Consider the following 25917-nt stretch of genomic DNA (forward strand, 5'->3'; position numbering starts at 1 on the left):
GATCATTCGTGGTTCTCACCACCGGCAGTGCTGCACTTAGCCGACAGATCTTAACGGGATCGTGTCATTGAGCTGCTCAAGCATCGTTTTGCAGTACCAATCATCAAACTGGCACACACCGATTTCGCTGGCCACCGACAACGGGCCTGGCTCGAAAGCTGGAGAGCTGACACCCACCTGTGCGCCTTCAACCAAGGTGCGATCCTGGTCATTGGTTGCGAGCCAAACCTTTGTAAGGCGATCGATGTCGTAGTCGACACCTTCCTGCGCGTCTTTCTTGACGAGCCATTTTGTAGTGACCATCGTCTCGCCTGGACCGATGGGCAGAACGCGGAAGCTCAGCGCGTGATCGCCCAGAAAGTGGTTCCAGGTGGATGGGTAGTTGAAATAAAGCAGCGCACCGATGTTGGCTTCACCGGTTGTGTCCAAGCGCCCGGCAACCGCAGGCTTGCCATCCATGGTGTAGCTGACGGCCCCGGAAAAAAGGGGGATGCGCGTCATGCGGAAACGACCGTCATCATCCATGACCAATCGGCTAGGCAAACCTGCCGCCTCGCAGCGATCCCAATGCTCTTTGAGTTCGAGATCTTCATCGCCTCCGGCGCCGCCCACTGATGGGTTGTCCACGAATGAGTGCATCAATTCCGGGTGAGTAAAATCGCAGTGGTAGCACTCGCGGTTGTTCTCGAAAACCAGTTTCCAGTTGCCTTTCTCGATGATGTTCGACTCAAACGCGACTTTGCAGTCGTCCAGGTTATGCGGCGCAACGAAAGGGGTAACGGATTTTCTGAACGACGAAAAGTCTGGGGCGATATCTGCTACGCACACGTAGATATACGTTTCGACGACCTCACAGTGCACGGGCTTCAACCCATGCTGAGACTTGTCGAAATCGTCCGCCATGTTCCCAGCGAACAGCAGGCGACCATCCAGTTCGAATGTCCATTTGTGGTAAGGGCACACCAGCTTGGCGACCTTGCCGCTGGCTTCCGGGCACACCTTGGAACCGCGATGGCGACAGACGTTGTGGAAGGCACGAATCTGCTTGTCTGCGCCGCGCACGATAGCGACAGGATAATCGCCGATTTGCAGCGACAGGTATTGACCCGACTTCTCCAGCTCAAATGTGTGCCCTGCGAAGATCCAGCTTTTGTGCCAGATCTGTTCCAGATCCTGCCTGTAAACGTCGGGATCGCTATAAAGGGCACCTGGCAGCGCGTGGTCAGGCTTGCGCTGCGCGATTAGATTTGAAACTGCCGATTTAGTGCTCACGGTCAACACACTCCAAAATACCAAGGGGGCGACACATTCAGCCTGCTCAGCGAGATGAGGCCAAACGGTCTTGAGTTCGCAGTACCGCCTGTGGATGCAAGCCCATCAAACCGTGCTGCTTCTATCCGCGAACCGGAACGTTTTGCCACGTCCAGGAAGCGTCTTACGCAAAATGTGCCTTCTTGGATGGTGGTGCCATCCGTGCACTCATTTCGTTCGAGTCCTTATTAAGGCAGACAATTCTGAAATGCCGATGTTTGCATCCGCGGCAATGTTGCTACAGCACCTTATTCGACCCCGAACAAACAGTTTCCAACTAATGGAACGAATGTACGAGAAATTCTATTTTCCAATTCGTCAGTAGAATATCGCTGTTGTAAGGCTACGACGGCAATCATGCATCAACAAGAAACATTTACTCTTATCAATGCATAATCAAATGTTATCGATTGACGTCTTGGCATCGGCTAGGAAAATTCAAACCATTGAAAACAAAGAAAAAGATATTTTCACCGGCGTCTGAAGCACCCATCTGAAAATGTATACGCGGGAAATACACTCTATTGACCGACTTCTTGGCCCATGCCAGTCTGGATTCAACAGTTAAGCAAAGTGCCGCAATTGATCTCGTGTTTGAGCATTGGGAACCGCCCCGTGAAAACATGAAGATTCTTGTCGCGCCTAAAGGCATCAAAGCTGACGCGTTCGTTGATCTCCCACCTAACTCGCATTCGGAGCATTTATCTTGAAATTTGAAGGTATTTATACGCCAGCAGTAACTCCTTATAACTCTGATGGGGAGATTGACTGGAACGTGTACTCGGAAGTTTTGGAGTCGCTGATCGAGGCGAAGGTGCACGGCATTATTATCGGTGGGTCGACCGGCGAGTATTATGCGCAGACTGCGGAAGAACGCACCGAGTTGGCAGCCTACGCCAAAGATGTGATCGGCACTCGAGTGCAACTGATCGTCAGTACCGGGGCGATTCGCACCGAAGATGCGGTTCAGTACGCCAAGGATGCCAAATCGATCAAAGCGGACGCCATTCTCGTCACCAGCCCGCCGTATGCGCTGCCGACCTCCCAGGAAAACGCGATCCATGCATTGACGATTGATCGCGCCGCCGACCTGCCGATCATGCTTTACAACTATCCGGGGCGCATGTGCGTTTCGATGGACGAAGAATATTTCACGCGTGTCAGCCAATCGAAAAACGTCGTCGCCATCAAGGAAAGTTCCGGCGACATGGGCCAGGTGCATATGCTGGCCCGGCAGTTCCCCAACATCGCCTTGTCCTGTGGATGGGACGACCAGGCCCTCGAGTTTTTTGCCTGGGGCGCCCGCAGTTGGGTGTGCGCAGGTTCCAACTTCCTGCCCAAGGAACACGTTGCGCTTTATGAAGCCTGCGTGATCGAAAAGAACTTCGACAAAGGCCGTCAAATCATGACGGCGATGATGCCGCTGATGAATGCCCTGGACGGTGGCAAGTTCGTGCAGTCGATCAAGTACGGCTGCGAAGTTGCCGGATTGAAAGTCGGTAACGTGCGCCTGCCATTGCAGCCACTGGAAGCGGACGAGAAGCAGAGTTTCGCGTCGGTCATTACTGAACTCAAACGTAACGTAGCCAACATTTCTTCGGGAGCCAGCCATGGGTGATCTTCTGAGCAAGGCCGAATATGCCGCGCTGGCCAAAGACATTTCGTTGCCGTCCAAGGCGTTCATCAATGGCGCATTCAAGCCCGCGATCTCTGGCAAAACCTTCGCCACGAACAACCCGGCGACCGGTGCCTTTTTGACCGACGTCGCAGCGTGCTCGTCCGAGGATGTCGCCCTCGCGGTGAGCAATGCCAAGGAGGCCTTTGAGGATGGACGCTGGAGATCTGTTTCTCCGCGGGAGCGCAAAGCGGTCCTGTTGAAGTTTGCAAACCTGCTTGAAAGCCATCAACACGAACTGGCTGTCCTCGAAAGTCTCGATAGCGGCAAACCGGTCAGTGAATGCCAGTTGGTTGACATACCGGACACCATCCACACGATCCGCTGGCACGCAGAACTGATTGACAAGATTTACGACAACACCGCTCCGGTGGGCAGCGACGCGCTGACCATGGTAGTTCGGGAGCCAATCGGCGTGGTGGGCTGCGTATTGCCCTGGAACTTCCCGCTGCTGATGCTGGCCTGGAAAATCGGCCCGGCGCTCGCTGCGGGCTGTTCGGTCATCGTCAAACCTGCTGAGCAAACCTCGCTGACCACGTTGCGTGTCGCGCAGCTGGCGTTTGAAGCCGGCGTACCTGCCGGCGTACTCAACATTGTCACCGGCACGGGCAAGGACGTCGGTGAACCGATTGGTTTGCATAACGATGTCGACATGGTCAGCTTCACCGGCTCCACCGCGACAGGCCGCCGTTTCCTGCATTACGCCGCCGATTCGAACCTGAAACGCATCGTCCTCGAGTGCGGCGGAAAAAATCCGGCCGTGGTGATGGACGATGCCCAAGACCTGGATCTCGTCGCTCAGCACGTGGTCAATGGCGCGTTCTGGAACATGGGCGAAAACTGCTCCGCAACTTCTCGTCTGATCGTCCATGCATCGGTTAAGGACGAGCTGCTGAAGCGCATGGGCGCCTACATCCGCGAATGGAAAATGGGCGATCCACTCGATCCGGAAAACCGCGTAGGGTCGCTGGTCAGCCCTGAGCATTTTGCCAAAGTGAAGTCGTACCTTGAGCACGCCGCCGCCGGAAAGCTTGAGGTGGTTTACGGTGGTGCGACCAAAGACGGCGCCTTTGTAGAGCCGACGGTGATTGACGGTGTTGGTCGAGACAACCGGCTGTTCCAGGAAGAGATCTTCGGCCCGATTCTGTCGGTCACCACCTTCAACACGATCTCCGAAGCCATTGCGCTGGCCAATGACACGGTCTACGGCCTCGCGGCCTCGGTATATACCGGCAGCCTGCGGCGGGCAATCAAGTTGTCGCGGGAAATTCGCGCGGGCATCGTCACCGTGAACTGCTTTGGTGAGGGCGACGCATCGACACCCTTCGGTGGCTACAAGGAGTCGGGCTTCGGCGGTCGGGACAAATCCATTTTCGCCCATGACCAGTACACCGAAATCAAAACCATCTGGATCGATGTGTCTGATCGGTCGGATGAAGAGACCGAAAAATGAGCACCCATACCATCAAGCGTCTGCCGGTAGACACCGGGGTTTCAGGTTGGGAGGCGATTTCCGAACGCACTGCGCCTGTCCGCATGCTTGATGGAAACGTGACGGCGGACTGGCTGATTATCGGGGCCGGTTTTGCCGGCCTGTCCGCCGCTCGCAGACTTTCACAGCTGCACCCGGGTGACAGCATTGTCGTGGTCGATGCTCATGAAGTCGCCAAGGGGCCGGCCGGCAGAAACTCTGGTTTCATGATCGATGTGCCGCACAGTCTGTCGTCCGGGGAATACTCCGTGGCGAGTGAGTCTGCAACGGCGCTGGAAATTGCGCAGAACCGCTTTGCGATTGCTTTTGCCGCTGCCGCTGCGCGGGAGTACGGCATGTCTGCCGACACGTTCGACCCTTCCGGGAAGATCAACGCGGCCGCCACTGAGCGGGGATTGAAACTGAACGTCAATTACGCTCAATCCCTTGAACGCATTGGCGAGAAGTTCCAGATGTTCGATGCCGCGCAAATGCGCGAAATCACTGGGTCCGCCTATTATCACGGTGGGATCTACACGCCGGGCGCAGTGATGATTCAACCCGCGCAATACATTAGAGACCTGGCAGCAGGGCTCGAAGGGAAAATCACGCTGTTCGAACGCTCTCCGATTGTTGAATTGACCAGGCAGGGAAGTGGTTGGAGCGCTCGATCTCATAACGGGACGGTGCACGCACCCAAGGTCATCCTGGGAGTTAACGGGCACATTGAAGACTTTGGCCATTATCAAGGACGACTGTTGCACGTTTTCACTTATGCCTCCATGACGGCTGCTTACAGTGATGATGCATTCAGGAAAGAGGTGCCGGGTAAAGCCAGGTGGGCGTTGTTGCCGGCGGATCCCATGGGCGCGACCGTCCGCAAGATCTCTTCAGACGGTCTCTCGCGTATCGTCATCCGGACCAAGTTTACCTATGACCCGAGTATCCAGGTCACTCCAGAGCGGGTAGCGGCGGTGGCCAAAGAACAGCGACATTCCCTGGATGCGCGCTTTCCCGAATTGAAATCCACTGCGTTGGAATTCAGTTGGGCCGGCCGCCTGTGTCTGAGTCGTAACAGCGCCGCTGCATTTGGCGAGATTGAAGAAAACCTGTACTCGGCTTGCTGCGAAAACGGACTGGGTACTGTGAAAAGCACCCTGGCCGGTGTGATGGCTGCGGAGTTGGCATCGGGTACGCGTTCGGAGTTTCTCGATAGCTTCAGTCACGCACCAGGCCCCAGCAAGCTACCACCCAGGATAATAACGAAACTGGGCGTCAGTTCGGTTATTCGCTGGCATGAGTTTTGGGCCGGGCGAGAAGGCTGACAAGTTCAAGTCGTCGGCTATCTACCGACTTCAAAGTCTGATCGGAACGATCTACGAAGGAAAGGTTGATTGAATAGCGACCGAACAAAAAATATTGCGCATTTAACGACGCCCACCGTTGCTGCTAATCCCGGGATCGCGAGGCCCCAACTCGGGATTTTCCTCTGCCTGCTTTCAATGCTGATTTTCGCCAGCCAGGACGGCGTAACCAAGGTGCTTGTCAAAGACTTCCCGGTTGCCCAACTGGTCATGGTGCGTTATTGGGTGTTTGTCGTTTTTGCTCTCGGATATGCCGCTTACCTAGGCAGGGGCCAGGCGACGTTTCGCAGTAAGCACCCTTGGCTGCAAATCATTCGAGCGCTGTTAGCCGTTGGTGAAACCCTGCTGTTTGCGGTGGGGCTACGATATTTGGGGCTGGCCGAAATGCACGCACTTTATGCCGTATTTCCGCTGATGACACTGGCATTGGCGGGGACCGTGCTTGGGGAGTTCATAGGTCTACGGCGCTGGATTGCGGCGGCCATAGGGTTCACCGGCACGCTGGTTATCCTCCGGCCAGGCGCGGGCGTCTTTGAACTCGCGGCGCTGATCCCGCTGCTGGCTGCTTTGGCGTTCGCGGTGTTCAACGTACTAACGCGTCGAATCAGCCAGCACGACTCCTTTGCTACGAACATGCTCTTTATGGCGTGTGTGGGTGCCTTGACTGTCACATTCGCGGGGCTGCCTGCATGGGTTTCTCCGACTCCGATCCAGGGCCTCTTGATGGGGATCCTGGCATTGACGGGAGTAGTCGCACAGATTCTCTTCATTCAAGCACTGAAATACGCGACGGCTTCAACCTTGCAGCCTTTCAACTATGCGCTTCTGGTGTTCGCCACGTTGATTGGTGTAATCGTTTTTGCCGAGCACCCGGATACCTGGGTGGTTGTCGGCGCAGCGTTGGTGATTATCGGTGGGATGTATGCGATCAAAGCCAAGGCGTGAACATTCAACCTATCGCTTCGAGACTTATTGGCTCATCTGATTTCTCTCCCCTGGACTACCATGGGCTCAGGGATTAAACCCCACCGCAGAATCTTGCAGCGGAGGAGGGTAAGTCCCTCCCTCCGTTGCAACTCGGGCGGATTCGATCAAAACGGCAGTGGCAGTTTCGCCGTGCGCCCCCCATCCACCACCAGCACCTGCCCGGTGATGAAGGCCGATGATTCGCAGGCCAGGAAAACGACTGTCCCGCCCACATCCGCCGGCAACCCGGTACGTCCGACCGGGTGAAGGCGCAGGAGTGCCTGGCGCGCCGCACGCGGATCAGGTTGAGCGGAGAGGTATGCATCACTCAGCTCGGAATTTATCCACCCCGGAGCAATGGCATTGCAGCGAATGCCGTCTCGGCCGAGATCGATTGCCAAGGCTCGGGTCAGCCCATGGATGCCCGCCTTGGACGCACAGTACGCGGCATGTTCAGGGTTGGCGCCTATCCCTTCGATCGACCCGATGTTGATGATGCTGCCACCACCTCGCTGACGCATCTGAGGCACCAACGCCTTACACAGGAATGCGGGCGCTCGCAGATTGACAGCCATCATGCGATCCCAGTCCTGCTCGGTCATATCATCGATGGACTTCTCGAACATGAACCCGGCGTTGTTGACCAATACATCGATTCCGCCAAGCTGCTCCTGGGCGAACTGTGCAATCAAATTCGGTGACTCCATCGAAGCGAGATCAGTCTCGACGAAACAGACTTGAGGGTGATTCTGCAAGTCGGCGTCCAGTGCCTGACGCTGAGCGATCAGCACAGAAGCTCCTGCCTCAAGCAATTGTTCGGTAATGCCTCGGCCAATCCCTCGGCCGCCCCCGGTCACCACTACATTTTTACCTTTGAGCATCGCTACCTCCCCTTAGCCGGATACCGGCTTGGCGCCTGTGACTTCTACCGTTTCACCGGCGATGTACCTGGCCTCGTCGGATGCCAGAAACGCGATGACATCCGCAATGTCTTCAGGCTCGGCGATACGGCCTAATGGCACGCTCTTGTTCAGTTCTTGCACAGCTTTATCCGGATCCAGGCCTCGACGCTCAAAGCCGCTGCGTATCATCGGGGTATTGATTTCGTGCGGGCACACGGCGTTGACACGGATGCCCAAAGGGGCGCAATCGCGGCCCAGATTTTTAGTTAAAGCCGCGACGGCCCCTTTGCTTGTGCAATACGCCACGTGAGCGGGGCCGGGATAAATACCCCACACAGATGATGTGTTGACGATTGCGGCGCCCGGGCGATTTTTCATGTGCGGTATCGCGGCACGACAGATGAAGAACACCGCATTCAGGTTTACGCCCATGGCGTCAAACCACATGTCGTCAGTGGTTTCCTCAATTGTGCCGCGGGGAATGATGCCCGCATTGTTCAATACGATGTCGATTCCCGAAAAAACATCGACGGCAGTTTGGACAATCGCTTCGCAATATTCTTTACGGCGTAAGTCGCCAGCCACGTAGTGCACTTCAGTGCCCAGGTCACGGACTTTTGCGGAAATTGATTTGCAACCGCCTTCATCAAGATCAGACAAAACAAGCTTTGCGCCTTCTCGGGCGAACAATAACGCTAACGCCTGTCCGACGCCCCCAGCAGCGCCGGTGATGATCACCACTTTATTATTAAACTTCATGGCACCTACCTAATATTTTTTTTGGTAGAACCATTATTTGGTTTCATTGGTTCTAATCGTCTAGCAACTTTTTTATAGGGGCAAAGATAACCTGTTGTTATCTAAAAGATGGAATCGACAGGAGGTCATTAGTGACCAGTCGTACGGCTCGGACGGTATTTGGTGAGGCAAATCCGTTGTGAGATCGAATGCGGATCAGCGTCTAAAAAATGTACGCTGCTGTACATGCCGTGTACGCCACAGATCCTGAGGTGTACAGTGGGGAAGAATTTTTAATAAAGGTGCAACCCGAATGTCACAGACAGGAAGGGCTAAAACCAAAGCGCAGGACGCAGGCTGGCGAGGCTCCGTGGATGGTTGGCTGGACGCCGCCTACGATGCTCTTAAAGAGTCGGGCGTGGATGCTGTGCGGGTGATGCCGCTGGCCAAACGCTTGAATTTGTCTCGAACCAGCTTTTACTGGTTCTATGAAGATCGGGAGCAACTGCTCGCAGCACTCCTGGCTCGATGGCGGGACAAGAACACCGGCGGTATGGTCAGCCAATGTGAGAGTTATGCAGAAAGTATTTCCGAAGCGATTCTCAACGTCTTCGAGTGCTGGGTGAACCCCGACCTGTTCGACTCGCAATTCGAATTTGCCGTGCGCAGTTGGGCGCTGCAATCGGACGAAGTCACAGCTGAAATCGCTTTGGCCGATGAGACGCGGATGAATGCGTTGGCAGCGATGTTCCGACGGTTTGGCTACGACGGCGAGGGCGCCGATGTTCGGGCCAGGACGATCTACCTCACGCAGATCGGCTACATCTCCATGAAAACCAATGAAGATATCGTCGTACGATTTCGACGGATTCCTCAGTACGTGAGCGTGTTTACCGGCAAAGTACCGAAGCGGCGCGAACTGGACCGCTTTTATGGAAAGTTCGGCTACGCGGAAAAAGAACCCGGTGTCTTCGTTCCCTTGGTCGAAACATTCGAGGAGTCCGCTGCCGATGGAGAGTAGAACGCTGGGCATCATCGGGGGCACCGGCTGGCTCGGGCGTGCAACTGCCGAGGCGCTCCTCGAAAGCAGTTTCATCAAGCCTGACCATTTGTTGATTTCGAACCGCTCCGGCGTCAGTACCTTTGAGCCAGGTGTGAAGTTGCTCGCCGACAACCAGCAGTTGGTGGACCTCAGCGATATTGTCGTGCTCTCCATCCGGCCGGAGCAGTTTCGCGAGCTGCAGATCAACGCCCGTGGCAAGCTAGTGATTTCTCTGATGGCTGGCGTTTCGGCGGCAGCCATCAGCGCGGCCACCGGTGCGGATGCAATAGTGCGGGCCATGCCGAATGCAGCCGTGGAAATCAGACAGTCGTTCACGCCCTGGTACTGTGTCGGAAACCTTGTTGAACGCGACCGCGAATGGGTGCAGCGTTTATTCGAGTGCGTCGGTGCGGCGGACGAACTGCCTGACGAAGACGGTATTGATTACCTCAGCGCATTGTCCGGGACGGGGCCGGCGTTCCCGGCAATGTTGCAGATGGCGCTGACTAATCAGGCGGTGGCGGCGGGAATTCCTCTTGCCATCGCGCAGCGTGCAGCACAAGGCGTGATGGTGGGCGGCGGGCAGATGCTGGCCAACCGCGATCCGCGGCAAATGATTGAATCGTTGATGGCATACCGGGGTGTGACGGCAGCCGCGTTGCAATCGATGGCCGATCAAGACATTGAGTCCATCGTCGGACGAGCGGTCCAGGCGGGCGCTGAAGTGGCGCGGCGCGGTCTGTAAGCGGGGCAATAATAAGCACTGAAGGCCCGTTAAAGGGCCTTCAGTTTTTAATTGCGAACCTCCGTTCCACCCGGAAGGGAGGCCCGGATTCAGAGGTCTTTCACCAGGCGCAAAGCGTCGTAGATGGCCGCGTGAGTGTTGCGAGCTGACACGGCATCGCCGATCCGGAACAGCTGGAAGCGCCCCTCGGGATTGGTGACGATGTTCTGTGCCGTGCCGGCGATCAAGTCATGCTGCTCCACCGCGCCGCCATTGCTGGAGAGCGGACGCAGGTCGAAGTACAAATCGTCCAGAGGAAGGGTGCCGTGGTTGACGACCACCTGATCGACCACGCGTTGCTTGTGAACCTTGCCGTAATCGCTGCCCAAGGTGGCAACGAGCCCGCCATCGCGTTTTTCCACGGTATCGACCCGGTAGGTGACGGTGAAAGTGACGGCCAGGTCCTGCAGGCTGCGCATGTAGGGCACCAGGTTCATGGCCATGACTTCAGGTGCAAACGAGCGGTCTGGCGTGACGATCTCCACGGTCGCACCGCTTTGCGCAATGACTTCGGCAGCCTGCAGGGCAGCATGGTCTCCCGCATCGTCGAAGATCAATACGTTGCGGCCGGGCTTGATGTCGCCGGAAATGATGTCCCAGGTTGAAACCACGTGTTCGTTGCCTGCGCTGAGCACCTCGGTATCCGGCAGGCCGCCGGTGGCAACGATCACCACGTCTGGCTCGAAGGCCTGCACGGTGTCGGCTTCGGCCCAGGTGTTGAAGTGAAACTTCACCCCCAGCCGTTCGCATTGCGCCATGCGCCAATCAATGATGCTGATCATCTCGCGACGCCGCTCGCTCAGCGCCGTCAGACGAATCTGCCCGCCGGGTTGGTCGGCCGCCTCGAGCACCGTAACGTCATGGCCGCGCTCACCGGCGACCCGCGCTGCTTCCAGCCCCGCCGGGCCGCTGCCGACCACCAGCACCTTGCGCTTGACGGCGGCTTTGGGGATGTCGTGGGGCATGGTGGTTTCCCGCCCCGTCGCCGCGTTGTGGATGCAATAGGCCGCGCCGCCCTGGTAGATGCGATCCAGGCAGTAGTTGGCACCCACGCACGGGCGAATGTCTTCTTCGCGCTTCTCGATGATTTTGCGCACGATGTGCGGATCGGTCATGTGCGCGCGGGTCATGCCCACCATGTCCACTTTGCCCGAGGCGATCGCGTAGCGCGCGGTGGCCACATCGGGAATCTTCGCCGCGTGGAAGGTCGGGAAGCCTGTTGACGAGCGGATCTCGCCCGCGAAGTCGAGATGCGGTGAGTTGCGCATGCCCTGAATCGGGATCACATCGGTCAAGCCGGCATCCGTATCAATGTGACCGCGCACGACGTTCAGGAAGTCGACCAGCCCGCTGTCCTTGAGCATGTGAGACACCTGCATGCCCTCGCTGGCCGTGAAGCCACCGGGCAATTCTTCATCACCGGTGTAGCGAACGCCCAGCAGGAAATCTTCGCCGACCCGCTGGCGGATGCCACGCAAGACGTCGAAGGTAAAGCGCATGCGGTTTTCCAGCGAGCCGCCGTAAGGCCCGTCGAGGTCATTGGTCAACGGCGACCAGAACTGGTCCATCAAATGCCCGTAGGCCTGAAGCTCCAGGCCATCGAGACCTGCCGCTTTCATGCGCTCCGCAGCGTCCACATAATCCTTGATGATCCGCTCGATGTCCCATTCTTCCATTTTCTTCGGGAAGGAACGGTGCGACGCCTCGCGGCGGTGCGAAGGCGACACCACGGGTAACCAGTCGGCCTTGTCCCAGCGGGTGCGACGGCCCAGGTGCGTCAGTTGAATCATCACCGCTGCACCGTGTTCGTGGCATTCATCGGTCAGGTCTTGCAACCATCCGACCACTTCGTCCTTGTAGGCGAGCACATTGTTGAACACCGGTGGGCTGTCCCTTGAGACGGCAGCGGAACCGGCCGTCATGGTCAGGGCGACTCCGGCTTTTGCGCGCTCCACGTGGTAAGCGCGGTAGAGATCCTTGGGCATGCCGTCCACAGGATAGGCCGGTTCATGGGAGGTGGTCATGATCCGGTTTCTGAGGGTCAGGTTCTTGATTTTATAGGGTTGCAGCAAGGGATCACTGGACATCGCAGTGCGCTCCAAAGTGGGCTTCATCTGACTCGGTGACTTGAAGTTAGGATAAATGTACATCTATGTCAATGATCAGTGACACAGGTGTACATTTTGCTTGCGTGGCAAAAAATCCAGGATTAACATCCGCCCAATCGAGACTGAGACCTGGATGGAACAATGAGTGCTTAAAGGTGACGGTTCAGATGTGACTCAGTGAGATGAAAGAGGGCGCCGTTGTGCTTTCTGAATCTTCTGTCCTATCGATGTTTTGCAGAGGAAAGCAAAAGTGACAGAGTTATTTGATATTCGTTTGGCGAGCAAACAGACCGCGTTCACTGAAATCCCCGTCATCGATATAGCGCCGCTCATCAACGGTGAAAATCCGCTGCAGGTGGCCAGTCAAATAGGTGATGCCTGCGAGAAGGTGGGGTTTTTTTATATAAAAAATCATGGCATCGATAAGCAATTGATCGATGAGATGTACACCTTCACCAAACGCTTTTTCAAACTGCCTTATGAGGAGAAAAACAAACTTAATATCGTGAACTCCGGCCTCACGCTACGGGGTTACATACCGATGTACGCGGAAAACGTCGACCCGGCCAATACCCGCGATTTCAAAGAGTGTTTTGATTGTGGAGCCCATTACGATGAGGTTTCCCCATTTTTTGGCCCTAATCAAATGCCGTCTGCACTGCCGCAATTCGAGAAGGTCGCCGAGGCTTATCACTGCGCGGTACTGGCGCTCGCACGAAAGCTGATTGGCGGGATCGCGCTCAGCCTGGGTTTAGCGCAAGACTACTTTGAACAGCGTCAGCGCAAGCCCATCACTATTCAGCGGGTTTTGCGTTACCCACCCCAGATCGGAAGGGTGACCCAAGAAGAGATCGGTATTGGGGCTCACACGGACTATGGTTTCCTGACGGTCCTGTCCCAGGATGCCGTTGGCGGTCTGCAAGTCATGAACCGTGCAGGGGAGTGGGTCACTGCGCCACCGGTTGAAGGTACGTTTATCGTCAATATTGGTGATCTGGTTCAGACCCTCACCAACGATCGCTACACCTCGACCATGCATCGTGTGATCAATACGAGCGGCCTGGAGCGTTATTCAATACCTTTCTTTATTGATTTGGATTTCGACGCGATTGTCGAGCCGGTGCCCACTTGTGTGAGTGAGGCATTGCCCGCGAAGTACGAAGCGTATACGTGCGGCCAACATAAATTTAAGCGTTTCGTTGATAGCTATGCGCATTTGAAAGGTGCGTAGGGAGGCTGTGTGCGTCGCGGGTTTGCAGTGAAGTTGTAGAACGATTTGATATCAGTCTTTAGACTTCGCCAGGTCTTTCTGCAGGTGATCAAGCAGTGACGCCAGTTTCAATTCGGCATCAGTCAGCGCTTGTTCTGACACGACTTCCCAGTAGGGTGCTATTTCGAGCAAATCAGGTTCCGCCTCGGCCCGCAGGCACCATTGATGATGATCGTGCCATGAGCCGAGCGACGCTTGTACCGACTTTAGCTGAGCTCTGGATTTAGCCTTGAGCGGTGACAATGCTGGAAATGCATCGGTAAGGTATCTCGCGTTTTTCACGATGATCCTCAGTTCGTGCCGGTCAAAATGCTTGTCCCGTAGCCCGGCAATCAGCTGATTGATTCTTTTCTTCAGGGCTTTCTGAATCTGTCTTTTTACATCAGTCAGCTCGCCGGCTCTCTCGGCGGTCCTGAACAACTCTGGCCATCGATCCAGTTCGCCAAACAATTTGTCGAGCACCGGGTTGCCGGCGATTTTTCGAAAGTGTTCTGTCAGGGTCGCGCTTCGGCTCATGGCCTGGCGCAGATAGCCCATTTTCTGCAGTTCGCCAATGATGACCTCCAGATCTCTCGTTAGGGTAGTCGCTTTGCCGACCTCAGCTGCAGCCTGATTCAACGCGACAACCTCAGGCAGGTTGCGCAGCGGACGCAAAAGGCTGCGTATTTTCCTGACCGCTATCGTCAAGTCATGCAGGGCTCCCGCGCAGTCTGAGTGCCGATATTGCATAGATAAATGCAGAGGAACCCCACCTGAAAGAGCAAAATGGGGCGGATTTATCAGGGGCGACCTTCTGCTTCTGGCCGACCTCTGCCTGTCGTGACGGGCAGCAGACGACCGAGGCTGTGTGAAAACGTTTTAGAGCAAGTTTGACAGTCAGAATCGGAACGAAAGTCGCGTTCCTACGCAAATTTCAGGTCTGCTGACTAACCAAACGCTGGCAGATTTTACGTAGCAACGCAGACTTCAAAACGGTGCATGCGTTTTCACACAGCCTGGACCCAAAGCTGCCGGTCAGCAATGGCTAAAATTGACCGATTGCCGCCCCTCGACAAGGGCAGCAATCCTACCACTCGCCGCCACTCATCGATGGTAACGAACCACTCCCCCTCATCTTCGTCACACCACTGCTGATTCAATCGTTCTGGAACGCCAGGCATAAGCCAACACCATCAGCAGCCCCAGAGCAGCCATCGCCGCTCCGGCCAGGGAAATCGCCGGATAACCCAGACCAGCGTTGATCACCGCTCCACCCAGCGCTGCGCCAATCGCGTTGCCAAAATTGAAGGCGCCAATGTTCACCGCAGAGGCAAGATTGGGCGCGTCCTTCGCTGCTTCCATGACGCGCATCTGTAGCGGCGGCACCAGGGCGAAACTGGCGATACCCCATATCAGGATGGCCAGAGCAGCCGGCACCGTCCAACGCATCACCAAGGTGAACGCCAGCAAGACGAGAATCAGAACGCTTAGCGAGACGATCAAGGTGCGATCTATCGAGCGGTCGGCGGCCTTGCCGCCCCACATATTGCCCAGCGTCAACCCCACACCAAAAAGCACCAGCATGGCGGTGATGTAGGCGGTGGAACTATTGGTCTCGCTGCTGAGGATCGGCGCGATGTAGGTGAAGACGGTAAACATTGCGCTCGATCCGACTACGGTCAGGGCCAACGCGCCCAGCACCGGACCCCGCCCCAGTACCCGAATTTCGGCCATTACACCGACGCTTTGCGGCGTCTTCAGGTTAGGCAGGGCGAACCACAAGGCGACCATGGTCACCACGCCGAGGCCGGTAATTCCCCAGAAAGCGGTACGCCAACCGAACAGTTCACCAAACCAGGCGGCCAGCGGCACACCGCCGATGGTCGCCAGGGTCAGGCCCATGAACATCGCCGCAACCGCCCCGGCACGTTTCTCCGGGGCGACCACGCTGGCGGCGACGATGGAGCCAACGCCAAAAAATGCACCATGGTTCAGTGAGGTCACCACCCTGGCGACCATGAGGCTGTAGTAATCGGTGGCCAGGGCTGACATCAGATTACCCAGGGTGAAAATCGCCATGAGCCCGATCAGCAGATAGCGCCGGGGAATCCTGCCGGTGGTCAGGGTCATCAGCGGTGCTCCGAGCAATACGCCCAGCGCATAAGCACTGACGAGCAAACCTGCGGCGGGAATGGAAACGCCCAGATCCGCAGCGATACCCGGCAACATGCCCATGGGGGCGAATTCCGTTACGCCGATGCCAAAGGCACCGATGGCGAGCGCGACAAGTGGTGGATTGATACGCATGAAAGGCTCCTTATCTATGCCGCTAATGCTACGATCCAGTCTTTTCAGGCGGTAGATAGCATTTTTGGCAATCACCTTTGCGCAGGAGGCACAAGTGGATTTCAACGGCAGGTCAGGTGAAATGAGCGTGTTCACCACCGTGGCGCAGGAAGGCAGCCTGTCGGCCGCCGCGCGTGCATTGGGCCTGACACCCTCGGCAGTCAGTCGGATCATCGCGCGTACCGAGCAACGTCTTGGCACCCGCCTGCTGTTGCGCACCACCCGAGCGATCACCTTCACTGCCGAGGGCGAAGCGTTCCTGCGCGGCGCCCGGCGTATCCTGGCCGACATGGACGAGGTCGAAGAAGCCATCGCCGACCAAGGCGTACCCAAGGGGCGATTGCGGGTCAGTGCCGCCCTTGGCCATGGGCGGTTGGCCATCGTTCCCTTGGTTGCAGCATTCAGCGCCCGTTACCCGAACATCGTCGTCGACCTCACCCTCGGCGACGAAGTGGTCGACATTCTCGGCGGGCAGGCCGACGTCGCGGTCCGCTTTGGCCATCTGCCCGACAGCCCGCTTACCGCGCGCAGGATCGGCGACACCGGCCAGGTAGTGGTGGCATCGCCCGAGTATCTGCAGCGCCACGGCATCCCCCAGGAACCGGAAGACCTGCTACAGCACAACTGCCTGCGCTTCAACTTCCGGCGTGCCGAACCCAACTGGCCGTTCATCCGCGATGGAAAAGAGTTTTCCCTAAAGGTCAGCGGCAACATCGAATGCAGCAGTGGTGAAGCGCTGGCACAACTCGCGCGAGTAGGTGCCGGCATTGCACGTATCGGTGAGTTCAGCGTGAGCGGGGATTTGCAGCGCGGCGACCTGATTCCGCTGTTGGAAGCCTGGAACCCCGGGGACCAGGAACCGATTCATGCGGTGTTCGTCGGCGGGGTGGCAATGCCGGCGCGGGTGCGATTGTTCGTTGACTTCTTGCTGGAACATCACCGGATGTAAGCGGAGGCGTAAGCTGATATTTCCGGGTACCTGTGATTTTGAAGTGACCAAAACATTTTTGGGTGCACTATCAATAGGTGGTTTGCCTTACTGGAACAATCGTGAGCTCTGGCATTGATGGATCGTCCGCACGTCTTAAATGGCGGTCGTGAAAGACCGCTCTTGGCCGATTTCTGCCGGTCATGAAGCCGAGATCAAGCTGAAGAACGTGCCCGGTGATGTCTACGGGGCTACGAGGACGCAGCACTAAAGACGCCGACTTAAGAAGGCTGTAAAGAGCCAGTCACGGTATACGCTGGAAAAGACAGCATCGATTCTGTTGGCGGATGCTCGTAGGTTGAGGACAACACGGCACTGAGTCGGTCGCCCAACAGGTTCCAGGCTCTTCTCTTCTCTTCGGCATAGTCGTGATGTAGGTAATGGCGTCTCACCCGCGAGCCGGCCAGCACATGGTTTTGGCAGCGATCGATAACGTCCAGGCTGACCCCCAAAGCCTGCATCATGGTCGCGCCCGTGCGACGCAGGTCATGCGGCGTCCAGTCACCGTTTTAGCCGTCGGCAAGGACCAGGGTATTGTCGTGACGCCGTCTGGAGAGGGCCTTGCGGTTTTTGAACCGGGCCTGGCGATCGCCGACCTGTTTACTCACCACCTTTACGTCCACATGCCCATCATCCCGCTTGTTGGGAAAGCACCACTCTGAGTCGCCCGTCAGGGTCTTGAGTTCCTGAAAGAAATGCAGGGCAAAGGGGGAGAGGAAGACATGGTGGTCCTGTTTCTTGCCGCGAGTGCCTTTGACGTTTTCGCTGGGGAGGAACCACGTCTGCCGCTCCAGATCGACATTTTTCCATTCGGCCTGGAGCAATTCACCAATCCGGCACAACGTGCCCAGGCTAATCCAGAGCGCGAGCTGCGTTTCCTTTTTCAGAGGTCGAATGCCGTCGTATTTTTTGCCCGCGGGGAGGGCTTCGTAATCGGCGGTCATTTGCTGGAAGCGGTTGTGCAGTTCCAACAGCTCCGCCGGGGAAAGGATGCGGCTTCTTTCCGCTTCGTAGTTGGCTGGGATCAATGGGGAGATGTCGACCAGTTCTGTCGGATCGCCCTCGATCAATAAGGCCCGCCAGGGCTGACGTTTTCTGGCCCAGCTGAACATCTGGGTAAGGTCGGCGAAGAAACTGATGGCTTGTCGGTGAGCGCCGCGGTTGACCACGGTGCGGATCAGTGCCCGAATATCGTGTTCGGAAACATTGTTCACCGCTGTCTTGCCGAGTGCCGGGTAAAGGTCCTTGGTAAAACGGCGCTGCAATTCAGCATTGCCGTCTTTGCGCGCCACGCCATCCAACAGCCACGCCTTGGCCAGATCCTGGACGGTCAGCGTTTTCACCTTCGCCGTTTTTACTTGTTCGGCCTCTACGTTAGCAGCGGCGTATGCCTGTGCCTTGGCGGTTTTCTTGTGTTCGTTAGGATTGATCTGTTCATCGATAAGTGCTCGGGCCTGGTTGCGTGCCTTGCGGATGTCCGTCAGGGATTTGCGCGGCCAGGTTCCGCAGGCGTACTCTTTGTTCTGCTCGCCCCACCGATAGCGATAGAAAAAGCTGACCGACACGCCGTCCTTACGCAGGGAAATTCGACCGGCCAGATTGCCATCCTCCCTGAGGATTCGGCCGGCATCGTTGGCGGTCAGCGACTCGAGTTCTTTGATGGTGATTTTGGCCATAAAACGGAATCCCCCTACTTTTACCCCCACAAAAACGTCGGCTCTTGATGGACGTTACTGGACTCTCGTAGAGCAGAACACCGCTGGAGCTCAAGTAAATACTAGCTTAGAAAAATCCAGAGTAAAATTTTGGAAGCTTTCAAGAAGTATGAAAAAGGAGATGGGGTGCTAGGGGTCGAGTGTTCGAATCACTCCGTCCCGACCATATTTTGTAAGGGGATCAAGCACTTAGCGGCTTGATCCCCTTTTTCGTTGCAGTTCTGCGCAAAACCCGCGCAAAACCACCCGAAGTTTTCGCTGATATTCAGGTCCGGAATCGCCTCGGACCAGACGATTTGCTCGGGGTTACTGCTGGTAATTTTTGGCCATGCCTTCGTTTGCATGTCCTGCAATTTTCTGCCCATCCTTTCCCGACAATGACCGAGACATCCTCGCCCGCACCTTACGGGGTGAGAACCAATGCCACCCGCCTAAATCTGTTGGACGCCTCAAGCTCACGGGTTCATCCTTGCCCCCTGCGAAAAGTTCGGGGCAGTTGAATGAATGGTTTGTGGGCCAAGGCTCTGTTTGCTGGAATGTTACTTTCGTTAAGCGCGGCCAGCTTTGCTGGTCAGGAAAGCGATCTTTATTCAAACCTTGATGCTGGCAAGGCGCAGACCGTCGTAGCTTATGGTACGAGCTTGACGGCCTCCGGCGCCTGGGTGCAGCAGCTTGGGGATGATCTGAATCAGCGTTACCCTGGACGTGCCACGATTATAAATAGTGGCAAGGATTCGATGTGGTCGGGATGGGGTGTTGAAAATCTCGAAAGTCGAGTCATCTCCAAAAGCCCGGATACGGTGTTTATCGAATTCGCGATCAACGACGCTTTCCTTCCCAACAAAACCACCGTCGTACAAGCACGGAAAAACCTCGAGCTAATGATTGACCGGATCAAGGCTGCCAAGTCATCGACGGAGATCATTTTAATGGTGACGAATCCAGTGATTGGAGGCTCTGGAGTGCAGAGACCGAAGTTACTGGATTACTTCCAGATGTACCGGGATGTTGCAAAAGCCAGGGGACTTCGTTTGATCGACAATTACCCAAGGTGGGAGGCGGTCTTGAAATCAAATCCCGACCTGTTTAATCAGTATGTTGCGGATGGATTGCACCCAAATGCTGATGGATATCGCGCAGTGGTGACCCCGTCATTGATTGAAAATTTGAGTGGCGTCTCGCCAAATTGACCTGAACATAGGGTTGTCGAAGTGGCGCAAGTCGGTACGCAGGATGCCGGGGCCGACCTGCCAATCGTATTTGAGGCCCAGAAAGTTCTGTTTGTAGAAGTCCGGTTGCCGTAGTAGTACTGCTGCGCTCAACCAACGCCGATCAGCCGAAAAGCTTCTTCAAAGACAAGCGCATCAGCTCCACCAAAGGCTCGACCTCCGAGCAGTCGATCCGAATTGCCGGGGCAACACCGGTGACGTTCCAGGACCCCGGTTCGGCTTACATGGCTTTGCAACAGAACAAAGTCGTGGGTGGCTGTGTGAATAACGCCTGTGATATCTCCGATCGCTGTCTGGATGCCAGACGGCTACCGAGTCACCCATTCTCTTTAATAAGTGGCATCAAGAAGTAGGGAGCAGCGCTCAATCAATGACGGCGAAACCTGCTCCGAACTCCGGCATCTCGCCCTCGCACCTTCCGGTGACGCGGGGCTTGTCGGCCAATGTGGCTATTGCAAATCACCCTTCGTACGCATGACAATGCGAGTCATTATCACTCGCGAATTATTCCATCGTCATGTCCGCCAACGATTTATCCCTGCGTAGCGCCGTCAATGATCTGTATTGCGACCATCACGGTTGGCTCAATGGCTGGCTACGCAAGCGTCTGGGCAATGCTTTCGATGCGGCAGACCTGGCGCAGGACACCTTTGTTCGGGTAATCAAGGCGCGAAACGCGCTAGAGATTTGCGAGCCGCGACCTTACCTGTCGATGATCGCCAAGGGCTTGCTGATCGATCTGTTTCGCCGACGCTCATTGGAACAGTCCTACCTGGAAGCCTTGGCCGCTATGCCCGAATGGCAGCAGCCTTCGTTGGAGGAACAGGCGATCCTGTTGCAAGCCCTGATGGAAATCGACCGCCTGTTGCAAGGATTGGGGACGAAGGTCAAGCAGACGTTCATCCTGTCTCAGTTCGACGGTCTGACCTATCCGCAGATTGCCGAGCGCTTGAATATCAGCGCCCGCACGGTCAACAACTACATGGCCAAGGCCATGGAGCATTGCTGTCTGATGCAGATTCAGTTGCAACTGGCGTGAGCCTTTCGCCCGCTGAGTTGAAGGCGATTGGCGTCGCTGCCCAGTGGTACGCCCGACTTCGGTCTGGTGTCACCACCGATTCGGATCTGGCAGCCTGGAACGACTGGCTGGTCTCCGATCCTGCTCATCGCCAAGCCTGGCAACGCATGGTGGACGTAGGCGAGCAGATGGCGAGTGTGCCGGGCTCCCTGGCTTCGCCAGCGTTGCGCGGCGCTGATCGATCCCGGCGTCAGGTGTTGCGCAGTGTGTTGGTGCTCGCGTCAGCCAGTTCGCTGGGCTGGTTGGGCTGGCGCAGTGAAACGTCCCAGAACCTGTTTGCCGATTTTCGCACCGCCGTGGGTGAGCGCCGTGAATTTCGGTTGGCCGATGGCAGCTTGTTGCTGCTCAACACCGACACGTCAGTCAACCTTCGTTTCGACGGTCGTCAACGTGTACTCGAACTGTTACGGGGCGAGATCCTTGTGACGACTGCTGTCGATCCCTTGCAGCGGCCGTTCAAGGTGCTCACCCATCATGGAGAGGTGCTGGCGCTCGGGACGCGTTTTATCGTCCGGTCCCATGAGCAGGGCGGTGGGGTGGCGGTGATCGAGAAGGCCGTAGAGGTCCGTTCGGCTGGCGGTGGCTCGACGGTGCGTGTGGAGGCCGGCCAGTCCATGGACTTCGATGGCCACTCGTTGGGGGTTGTACGGCGCAACGATGCTTCGGTCGGTGCGTGGCAACAGGGAAGCATCATTGCCATTAATCGTCCCTTGGCCGAGTTGCTGGCCGACCTTTCGCGCTATCGCACAGGCGTGCTGCGCTGCGATCCGCGTATCGCCCAACTGAAGGTGTCAGGCGCGTTCCCCATTAATAATACCGACCTGGCGCTGGCTGCGCTGGAGAGTGGATTTTCGCTACGGATCACCCGGTACAGTCGCTACTGGGTCAATGTTTCAGGCGGTGATGTGCATTAGCGTGCGCCGCGCAAAAAAAGTTTTAGGGCTTTTGCACTTTTCATACGCATCGTTCGGCTCATCCCTCAGTGAGTTTTTATTGATGGTCTTTGGGGGAGGGTGAGCATGTATCGGGTGTACGCGCCAGGTCGTCTGGCGATTGTAGTGAAGGTCGGGTTGCTCGCGGCAACGTCGATTTGCGTATGGCCGGTCGCCGCGATCGCGGCGCCGACGCAACAGCACAATCAGCTTCAATCCTTCGACATCGCCGGGGGCAGCCTGACTGAAGTCCTCAGCCATTTCGCCAGTGCGGCGGGTGCCGCTATTTCCTTTGATGCGCGGCAGACCGACGGGTTGAAATCCCCCGGGCTCAAAGGTGCTTTCGGGGTCGGCGAAGGGTTTGCACGGATTCTGGGTGGCAGCGGTCTGCAAGCTGAACCACAGGCCAACGGTACTTACGTTTTGCGCCCGGTACCGGCTGCCGGGTCGGCGCTGGAACTGGGCGCCACCAACATCAACGGGCAGATGTTGGGCGCAACGACCGAGAACAGCGGTTCATACACCACCGGCGCGGTGACTATCGGCAAGGGCGAACATTCCCTCAAGGAAACGCCGCAATCGGTCACGGTGATGACCCGCAAGATGCTGGATGACCAGAACCTCAACACCATCGATCAGGTCATGGAAAAGACCCCGGGCATTACCGTCTACGACTCGACCATGGGCGGCAAATATTTTTATTCGCGCGGTTTCCGGATGTCGGGCCAGTATCAGTACGACGGTGTACCGCTGGACATGGGCAACCTCTATGTTCAGGCCGACAGTTTCAGCGGTGACATGGCGTATTACGACCGGGTCGAAATTCTTCGCGGCGCAGCGGGAATGATGAAAGGTTCAGGTGGCACTGCTGGCGGCGTGAACTTCGTGCGCAAACGCGGCCAGACGGCCCCGCACACCGACATCACGCTGTCCGGTGGCAGCTGGGACAACTATCGCGGACAGGTCGACACCGGTGGCCCGCTGAACGACGCCGGCACAGTACGCGGACGGGCCGTCGTTGCCGAGCAGAGCCGGCATTACTTTGTGGACGACGCCAGTCGCAAGGATCAGGTGTATTACGGCGCGCTCGATGTTGATCTGAACCCTGACACGACGCTGGGGCTGGGCGTTGCCTATGAAGACGTGGACGCCAATCCATGCTGGGGTGGCCTGCCGCGCTACAGGGATAGCAGCGATTTGAAGCTCAGTCGTTCGACGTGCCTCGATCCTTCCTGGAACACCTGGCGCAGCCAGCGCACCACGGTGTTCAGTGATCTGAAACACCAGATCAACGAAGACTGGGCCTTGAAGGTCGCCAGTGTTTACACAAAAAACACTCAGGACATCAAATACGCGTTCGCCTCCGGCGCCGTGACTCCCGGCACCAACACCACCGGTGTGCTGGGCAGTATGTACGATTACGATCAGGTCGATTACGGCCTGGACGCCTACGTGGATGGCAAGTTCGACGCGTTCGGTCAGCAACATGAATTGGTCGTGGGCTTCAACGCCAGCCGTTCGAAAAAGGACGACTTCTACTCGGTGGCGTTTTTGCCGCAGCGCCAGAATGTGTTCAACCCCGACAAGCATATACCGGAGCCGGATGACAGTTACTTTATCGACAACTCATCTCGCGGCGGGCCGGTCAGTTCAGTGACTAAACAGAAGGGCATTTACTCGACACTGCGTTTGAAACTGGCTGATCCACTGACAGTTGTCGTCGGCAGTCGGGTGAGCTGGTACAACTCCGATACCGACTCCGACTTCATCAACACTGGCACCTCGGAACACTCCAGCACTACAGAGACCGGGCAGGTTACGCCGTTTGCCGCTGTGCTGTTGGACCTGAACGAGAACCTGACGGCCTACGCCAGCTATTCGGATATCTTTACCCCGCAAGGCAATTACCGCTCAGAAGGCGGTTCGGCGCTTAAGCCGCTCGTGGGCCAGAGCTATGAGCTGGGGATCAAGGGCGCCTGGTTCGACGGTCGACTGAACAGCTCCTTCAACCTGTTCCGTACGATCCAGAAAGATCAGGCGCAGACTGACTACAATTCGTCCTGCCCGTCGTCCGATGGTTACTGCTACGTCAATGCCGGCAAAGTTCGCGCTCAGGGGGTCGAGGCCGAGATCAGCGGGGAAGTCATTGAACGCCTGCAAGTACTGGCAGGTTACACCTATACCCAGACCAAAACCCTCGACGACATCGACACCAGCCTGAACGGAGCAGCGTTCAACAGTTATGTGCCTCGGCATGTATTGCGTATGTGGGGCGATTACGCGCTGAGCGGGTCACTTGAGCGGTTCACGATCGGCGCTGGCGTTAACGCGCAAAGCGATAACTTCCGGGTTTCACCCTCCAGTGGTGAGAAAATCAGCCAGTCGGGCTATGCGATCTGGAACGGCCGCATCGGCTATCGCATCGACGACACCTGGTCGGTTGCGCTCAACGGCAACAACCTGTTCGACAAGCGCTACTACGCCACCATCGGTACCGAGACCTTCGGTAACTACTACGGTGATCCACGTAACTTTATGTTGTCGGTCAAAGCGAGTTTCTAACGCAGACAGAGATAAAAACGCCACTCAGCCGGTGAACGAAATGCCCGGATCGCAAGACGCGGGCATTTTTGTTATGCATTGCATCCCAGACGATTTCAAGTCCAGGGTTAGGGCCTGAACCGACCGCCTTCACCGAAAGGCCTTGGCCTGTTCAATGAAGGCGACGATTACCCGATCAGCTTTGCGCCGCGCTAACGGCACCCATTGGCATGGATTTATTCCGAACAGTCCTATACAGCAAGCTGGACACCATGAACCCAAGAACGGCCAACAGGCTCATCAAGCTGAAGACGTAGTTGTAGCCTTGTTGACCCGGGAAATGGTCGAGGATTGCGCCGTAGATGACGTAAGCGAACATGCCCGGTGCGTAGCCGATCAGGCAGCCGATACCGAAGGCTGAACCGGTGATGTGCGAAGGGATGCCGACTTCACCCATGGGCGCCCAGAATACGCCGCGCATGGAAAATACAATCAGCGCGAAGGACAGTGTGGCTGCCATGCCCGCATAGATAAAACTCGGGCTTTTCGGGATCAGCAGGATGACGCCCATCAACGGCAGCAAGGCCAGGAATGCCCACTTCAAATAGCGGCTGGTGCTCTTGAACTGCTTGTCGGCAATGAAACCACCGGCGGGGCCACCGAGGATCTTGAGGAAGTACTGATTGATGATGCCGTAGACGCCCACCAGTGCCACGGGCAGCCCGTACATTTCCTTGAGATAGGGAATGAAATAGGTCAGGCCACAGTAGACGATGTAGACCATGAACACGTTGAGGCTGACCAGCCAGATGCCCGGCACCTTGATGGCCTCAAGCAGGTTCGACATACCGTTCTTCGGCTTGGCAATCGTCTGCGCGCTGCTGCCCTTGAGCAGGAACCAGGTCAGGGTTCCGGCAAGAATGTCGATGACCGAGTAGAAGAGGATTGCCGATTTCAGACCGGTTTCACCGGAGCCCATGGCGACGAAAACGCCCAGTGCAGAAAAGGCGACCAAGGTATCAATGACGCCACGCCCACCTTCCAGAAGCCCGAACAACCGCCCCTGTTCCTGATCGTCACCCAGATTGCGGATGGCTTTGAGCAGCGAGGGCCAGAAGATGCAATCGGCGCAGACGGCCAACAGGCTGAACACGATCAGCAAATTGCTGAAAGGCGGAAAGGTCGCCAGATACAGCCCCAGGCCACCGGTACCGATCAGGCCGATGGGGATCAGTTTTCGCGTGTCGTAGCGGTCGGCGAGCATGCCGCCGACGACAAACAGTGCGGTGGCGATGATGGCGTTGGCGCTCAGCAGCATGCCGATTTCAGTGTGGCTCAAGCCCATGAATTCTTGCATGGGGATGTAGAAGGCGTCTTTGAGGTTCGCCAGCTTGTAGATGGTGCCACCACCGAGGATGAGAATCAGGAATCTGAGCCATTTGGCCTTGTCACGAGTTGTCATTATTGTTCTCCAGGCG

General features: G+C 56.7%; 19 protein-coding genes and 3 pseudogenes. 13 read left to right on the forward strand and 9 right to left on the reverse strand.

Annotated elements, in window-relative coordinates:
- Positions 1-36 precede the first annotated feature (36 nt).
- Positions 37-1272 carry an aromatic ring-hydroxylating dioxygenase subunit alpha gene (locus tag JFU11_RS05535; RefSeq protein ID WP_084378843.1) on the reverse strand — a complete coding sequence of 412 codons (1236 nt, stop codon included), beginning with the start codon at positions 1270-1272 and terminating at the stop codon, positions 37-39.
- Between the two features lie 745 nt (positions 1273-2017).
- Here JFU11_RS05535 and JFU11_RS05540 point away from each other — a divergent pair.
- The 4 genes from JFU11_RS05540 to JFU11_RS05555 all read left to right on the forward strand — a co-directional run bounded on the left by JFU11_RS05540 (position 2018) and on the right by JFU11_RS05555 (position 6766).
- A complete protein-coding gene (locus JFU11_RS05540; protein WP_084378792.1) occupies positions 2018-2929 on the forward strand; it encodes a dihydrodipicolinate synthase family protein in 912 nt (303 codons plus the stop codon).
- Complete coding sequence (locus JFU11_RS05545; protein ID WP_201060006.1) at positions 2922-4439, forward strand: aldehyde dehydrogenase; 1518 nt, start codon at positions 2922-2924, stop codon at positions 4437-4439. Before JFU11_RS05540 ends, JFU11_RS05545 begins: the two co-directional genes overlap by 8 nt.
- Entirely contained in the window at positions 4436-5782 is a 1347-nt protein-coding gene (locus tag JFU11_RS05550; RefSeq protein ID WP_201060007.1) for an FAD-binding oxidoreductase, read from the forward strand. Before JFU11_RS05545 ends, JFU11_RS05550 begins: the two co-directional genes overlap by 4 nt.
- A 69-nt stretch (positions 5783-5851) precedes the next feature.
- Entirely contained in the window at positions 5852-6766 is a 915-nt protein-coding gene (locus JFU11_RS05555) for a DMT family transporter (protein WP_201060008.1), read from the forward strand.
- Between the two features lie 146 nt (positions 6767-6912).
- Here JFU11_RS05555 and JFU11_RS05560 read toward each other — a convergent pair whose 3' ends face one another.
- On the reverse strand, positions 6913-7668 hold the full coding sequence (locus tag JFU11_RS05560; protein WP_201060009.1) for an SDR family oxidoreductase: 756 nt from the start codon (positions 7666-7668) through the stop codon (positions 6913-6915).
- A gap of 12 nt (positions 7669-7680) precedes the next feature.
- A complete protein-coding gene (locus tag JFU11_RS05565) occupies positions 7681-8448 on the reverse strand; it encodes a glucose 1-dehydrogenase (RefSeq protein WP_201060010.1) in 768 nt (255 codons plus the stop codon).
- A 292-nt stretch (positions 8449-8740) separates the two neighbouring features.
- Between JFU11_RS05565 and JFU11_RS05570 the strand changes: the two genes are divergently transcribed.
- Positions 8741-9448 (forward strand): TetR/AcrR family transcriptional regulator, encoded by a 708-nt coding sequence (locus JFU11_RS05570; protein ID WP_084378787.1) that lies wholly within the window; start codon positions 8741-8743, stop codon positions 9446-9448.
- Positions 9438-10214, forward strand: coding sequence for a pyrroline-5-carboxylate reductase dimerization domain-containing protein (locus JFU11_RS05575; RefSeq protein WP_201060011.1), 777 nt, complete (start codon positions 9438-9440; stop codon positions 10212-10214). Before JFU11_RS05570 ends, JFU11_RS05575 begins: the two co-directional genes overlap by 11 nt.
- Positions 10215-10303: 89 nt before the next feature.
- On the opposite strand, the gene JFU11_RS05580 is transcribed toward JFU11_RS05575, so the two are convergent.
- Positions 10304-12340 (reverse strand): NADH:flavin oxidoreductase, encoded by a 2037-nt coding sequence (locus tag JFU11_RS05580; RefSeq protein ID WP_201060012.1) that lies wholly within the window; start codon positions 12338-12340, stop codon positions 10304-10306.
- A gap of 271 nt (positions 12341-12611) precedes the next feature.
- Here JFU11_RS05580 and JFU11_RS05585 point away from each other — a divergent pair, with 271 nt between their 5' ends.
- Positions 12612-13592, forward strand: a complete 981-nt coding sequence (locus JFU11_RS05585) for an isopenicillin N synthase family oxygenase (protein WP_201060013.1) — start codon at positions 12612-12614, stop codon at positions 13590-13592.
- A gap of 51 nt (positions 13593-13643) precedes the next feature.
- Here the strand turns inward: JFU11_RS05585 and JFU11_RS05590 are convergent, their stop codons facing one another.
- A complete protein-coding gene (locus JFU11_RS05590; RefSeq protein WP_274610035.1) occupies positions 13644-14360 on the reverse strand; it encodes a CHAD domain-containing protein in 717 nt (238 codons plus the stop codon).
- A 390-nt stretch (positions 14361-14750) separates the two neighbouring features.
- A complete protein-coding gene (locus JFU11_RS05595) occupies positions 14751-15917 on the reverse strand; it encodes an MFS transporter (RefSeq protein WP_201060015.1) in 1167 nt (388 codons plus the stop codon).
- A 94-nt stretch (positions 15918-16011) separates the two neighbouring features.
- On the opposite strand from JFU11_RS05595, the gene JFU11_RS05600 reads away from it, so the two are divergent.
- A complete protein-coding gene (locus tag JFU11_RS05600) occupies positions 16012-16905 on the forward strand; it encodes a LysR family transcriptional regulator (RefSeq protein ID WP_201121240.1) in 894 nt (297 codons plus the stop codon).
- A 260-nt stretch (positions 16906-17165) separates the two neighbouring features.
- Here JFU11_RS05600 and JFU11_RS05605 read toward each other — a convergent pair.
- Positions 17166-18620, reverse strand: a pseudogene (locus JFU11_RS05605) (tyrosine-type recombinase/integrase).
- Between the two features lie 539 nt (positions 18621-19159).
- Here JFU11_RS05605 and JFU11_RS05610 point away from each other — a divergent pair.
- Positions 19160-19849, forward strand: coding sequence for an SGNH/GDSL hydrolase family protein (locus JFU11_RS05610; protein WP_123721003.1), 690 nt, complete (start codon positions 19160-19162; stop codon positions 19847-19849).
- Positions 19850-19864: 15 nt separating this feature from the next.
- On the opposite strand, the pseudogene JFU11_RS28010 reads toward JFU11_RS05610, so the two are convergent.
- Positions 19865-19971 (reverse strand): annotated as a pseudogene (locus JFU11_RS28010) (hypothetical protein); the annotation flags it as partial.
- Between the two features lie 3 nt (positions 19972-19974).
- On the opposite strand from JFU11_RS28010, the pseudogene JFU11_RS05615 reads away from it, so the two are divergent.
- From JFU11_RS05615 to JFU11_RS05630, 4 genes and pseudogenes are all read left to right on the forward strand, one after another.
- A pseudogene (locus JFU11_RS05615) lies at positions 19975-20142 on the forward strand (ABC transporter); the annotation flags it as partial.
- A 263-nt stretch (positions 20143-20405) separates the two neighbouring features.
- A complete protein-coding gene (locus JFU11_RS05620; RefSeq protein ID WP_123721004.1) occupies positions 20406-20927 on the forward strand; it encodes a sigma-70 family RNA polymerase sigma factor in 522 nt (173 codons plus the stop codon).
- Positions 20924-21880, forward strand: coding sequence for a FecR domain-containing protein (locus JFU11_RS05625; protein WP_201060018.1), 957 nt, complete (start codon positions 20924-20926; stop codon positions 21878-21880). The genes JFU11_RS05620 and JFU11_RS05625 overlap by 4 nt, the downstream gene beginning before the upstream one ends.
- A gap of 105 nt (positions 21881-21985) precedes the next feature.
- Complete coding sequence (locus tag JFU11_RS05630; protein WP_201060019.1) at positions 21986-24460, forward strand: TonB-dependent siderophore receptor; 2475 nt, start codon at positions 21986-21988, stop codon at positions 24458-24460.
- Positions 24461-24635: 175 nt separating this feature from the next.
- Here JFU11_RS05630 and JFU11_RS05635 read toward each other — a convergent pair whose 3' ends face one another.
- Complete coding sequence (locus tag JFU11_RS05635) at positions 24636-25901, reverse strand: MFS transporter (RefSeq protein WP_201060020.1); 1266 nt, start codon at positions 25899-25901, stop codon at positions 24636-24638.
- Positions 25902-25917 lie beyond the last annotated feature (16 nt).

Origin of the sequence: Pseudomonas sp. TH37 (assembly GCF_016650735.1) — a bacterium.
GTDB lineage: Bacteria > Pseudomonadota > Gammaproteobacteria > Pseudomonadales > Pseudomonadaceae > Aquipseudomonas > Aquipseudomonas farris.

Bases quoted from the DNA above. Each gene is read 5' to 3' on its own strand.
- JFU11_RS05590 (WP_274610035.1), bottom strand. From the start codon at position 14,360: ATGCAATATCGGCACTCAGACTGCGCGGGAGCCCTGCATGACTTGACG.
- JFU11_RS05620 (WP_123721004.1), top strand. From the start codon at position 20,406: ATGTCCGCCAACGATTTATCCCTGCGTAGCGCCGTCAATGATCTGTAT.
- JFU11_RS05630 (WP_201060019.1), top strand. From the start codon at position 21,986: ATGTATCGGGTGTACGCGCCAGGTCGTCTGGCGATTGTAGTGAAGGTC.
- JFU11_RS05570 (WP_084378787.1), top strand. From the start codon at position 8,741: ATGTCACAGACAGGAAGGGCTAAAACCAAAGCGCAGGACGCAGGCTGG.
- JFU11_RS05635 (WP_201060020.1), bottom strand. From the start codon at position 25,901: ATGACAACTCGTGACAAGGCCAAATGGCTCAGATTCCTGATTCTCATC.
- JFU11_RS05610 (WP_123721003.1), top strand. From the start codon at position 19,160: ATGAATGGTTTGTGGGCCAAGGCTCTGTTTGCTGGAATGTTACTTTCG.
- JFU11_RS05545 (WP_201060006.1), top strand. From the start codon at position 2,922: ATGGGTGATCTTCTGAGCAAGGCCGAATATGCCGCGCTGGCCAAAGAC.
- JFU11_RS05580 (WP_201060012.1), bottom strand. From the start codon at position 12,340: ATGTCCAGTGATCCCTTGCTGCAACCCTATAAAATCAAGAACCTGACC.
- JFU11_RS05575 (WP_201060011.1), top strand. From the start codon at position 9,438: ATGGAGAGTAGAACGCTGGGCATCATCGGGGGCACCGGCTGGCTCGGG.
- JFU11_RS05550 (WP_201060007.1), top strand. From the start codon at position 4,436: ATGAGCACCCATACCATCAAGCGTCTGCCGGTAGACACCGGGGTTTCA.
- JFU11_RS05595 (WP_201060015.1), bottom strand. From the start codon at position 15,917: ATGCGTATCAATCCACCACTTGTCGCGCTCGCCATCGGTGCCTTTGGC.
- JFU11_RS05560 (WP_201060009.1), bottom strand. From the start codon at position 7,668: ATGCTCAAAGGTAAAAATGTAGTGGTGACCGGGGGCGGCCGAGGGATT.
- JFU11_RS05565 (WP_201060010.1), bottom strand. From the start codon at position 8,448: ATGAAGTTTAATAATAAAGTGGTGATCATCACCGGCGCTGCTGGGGGC.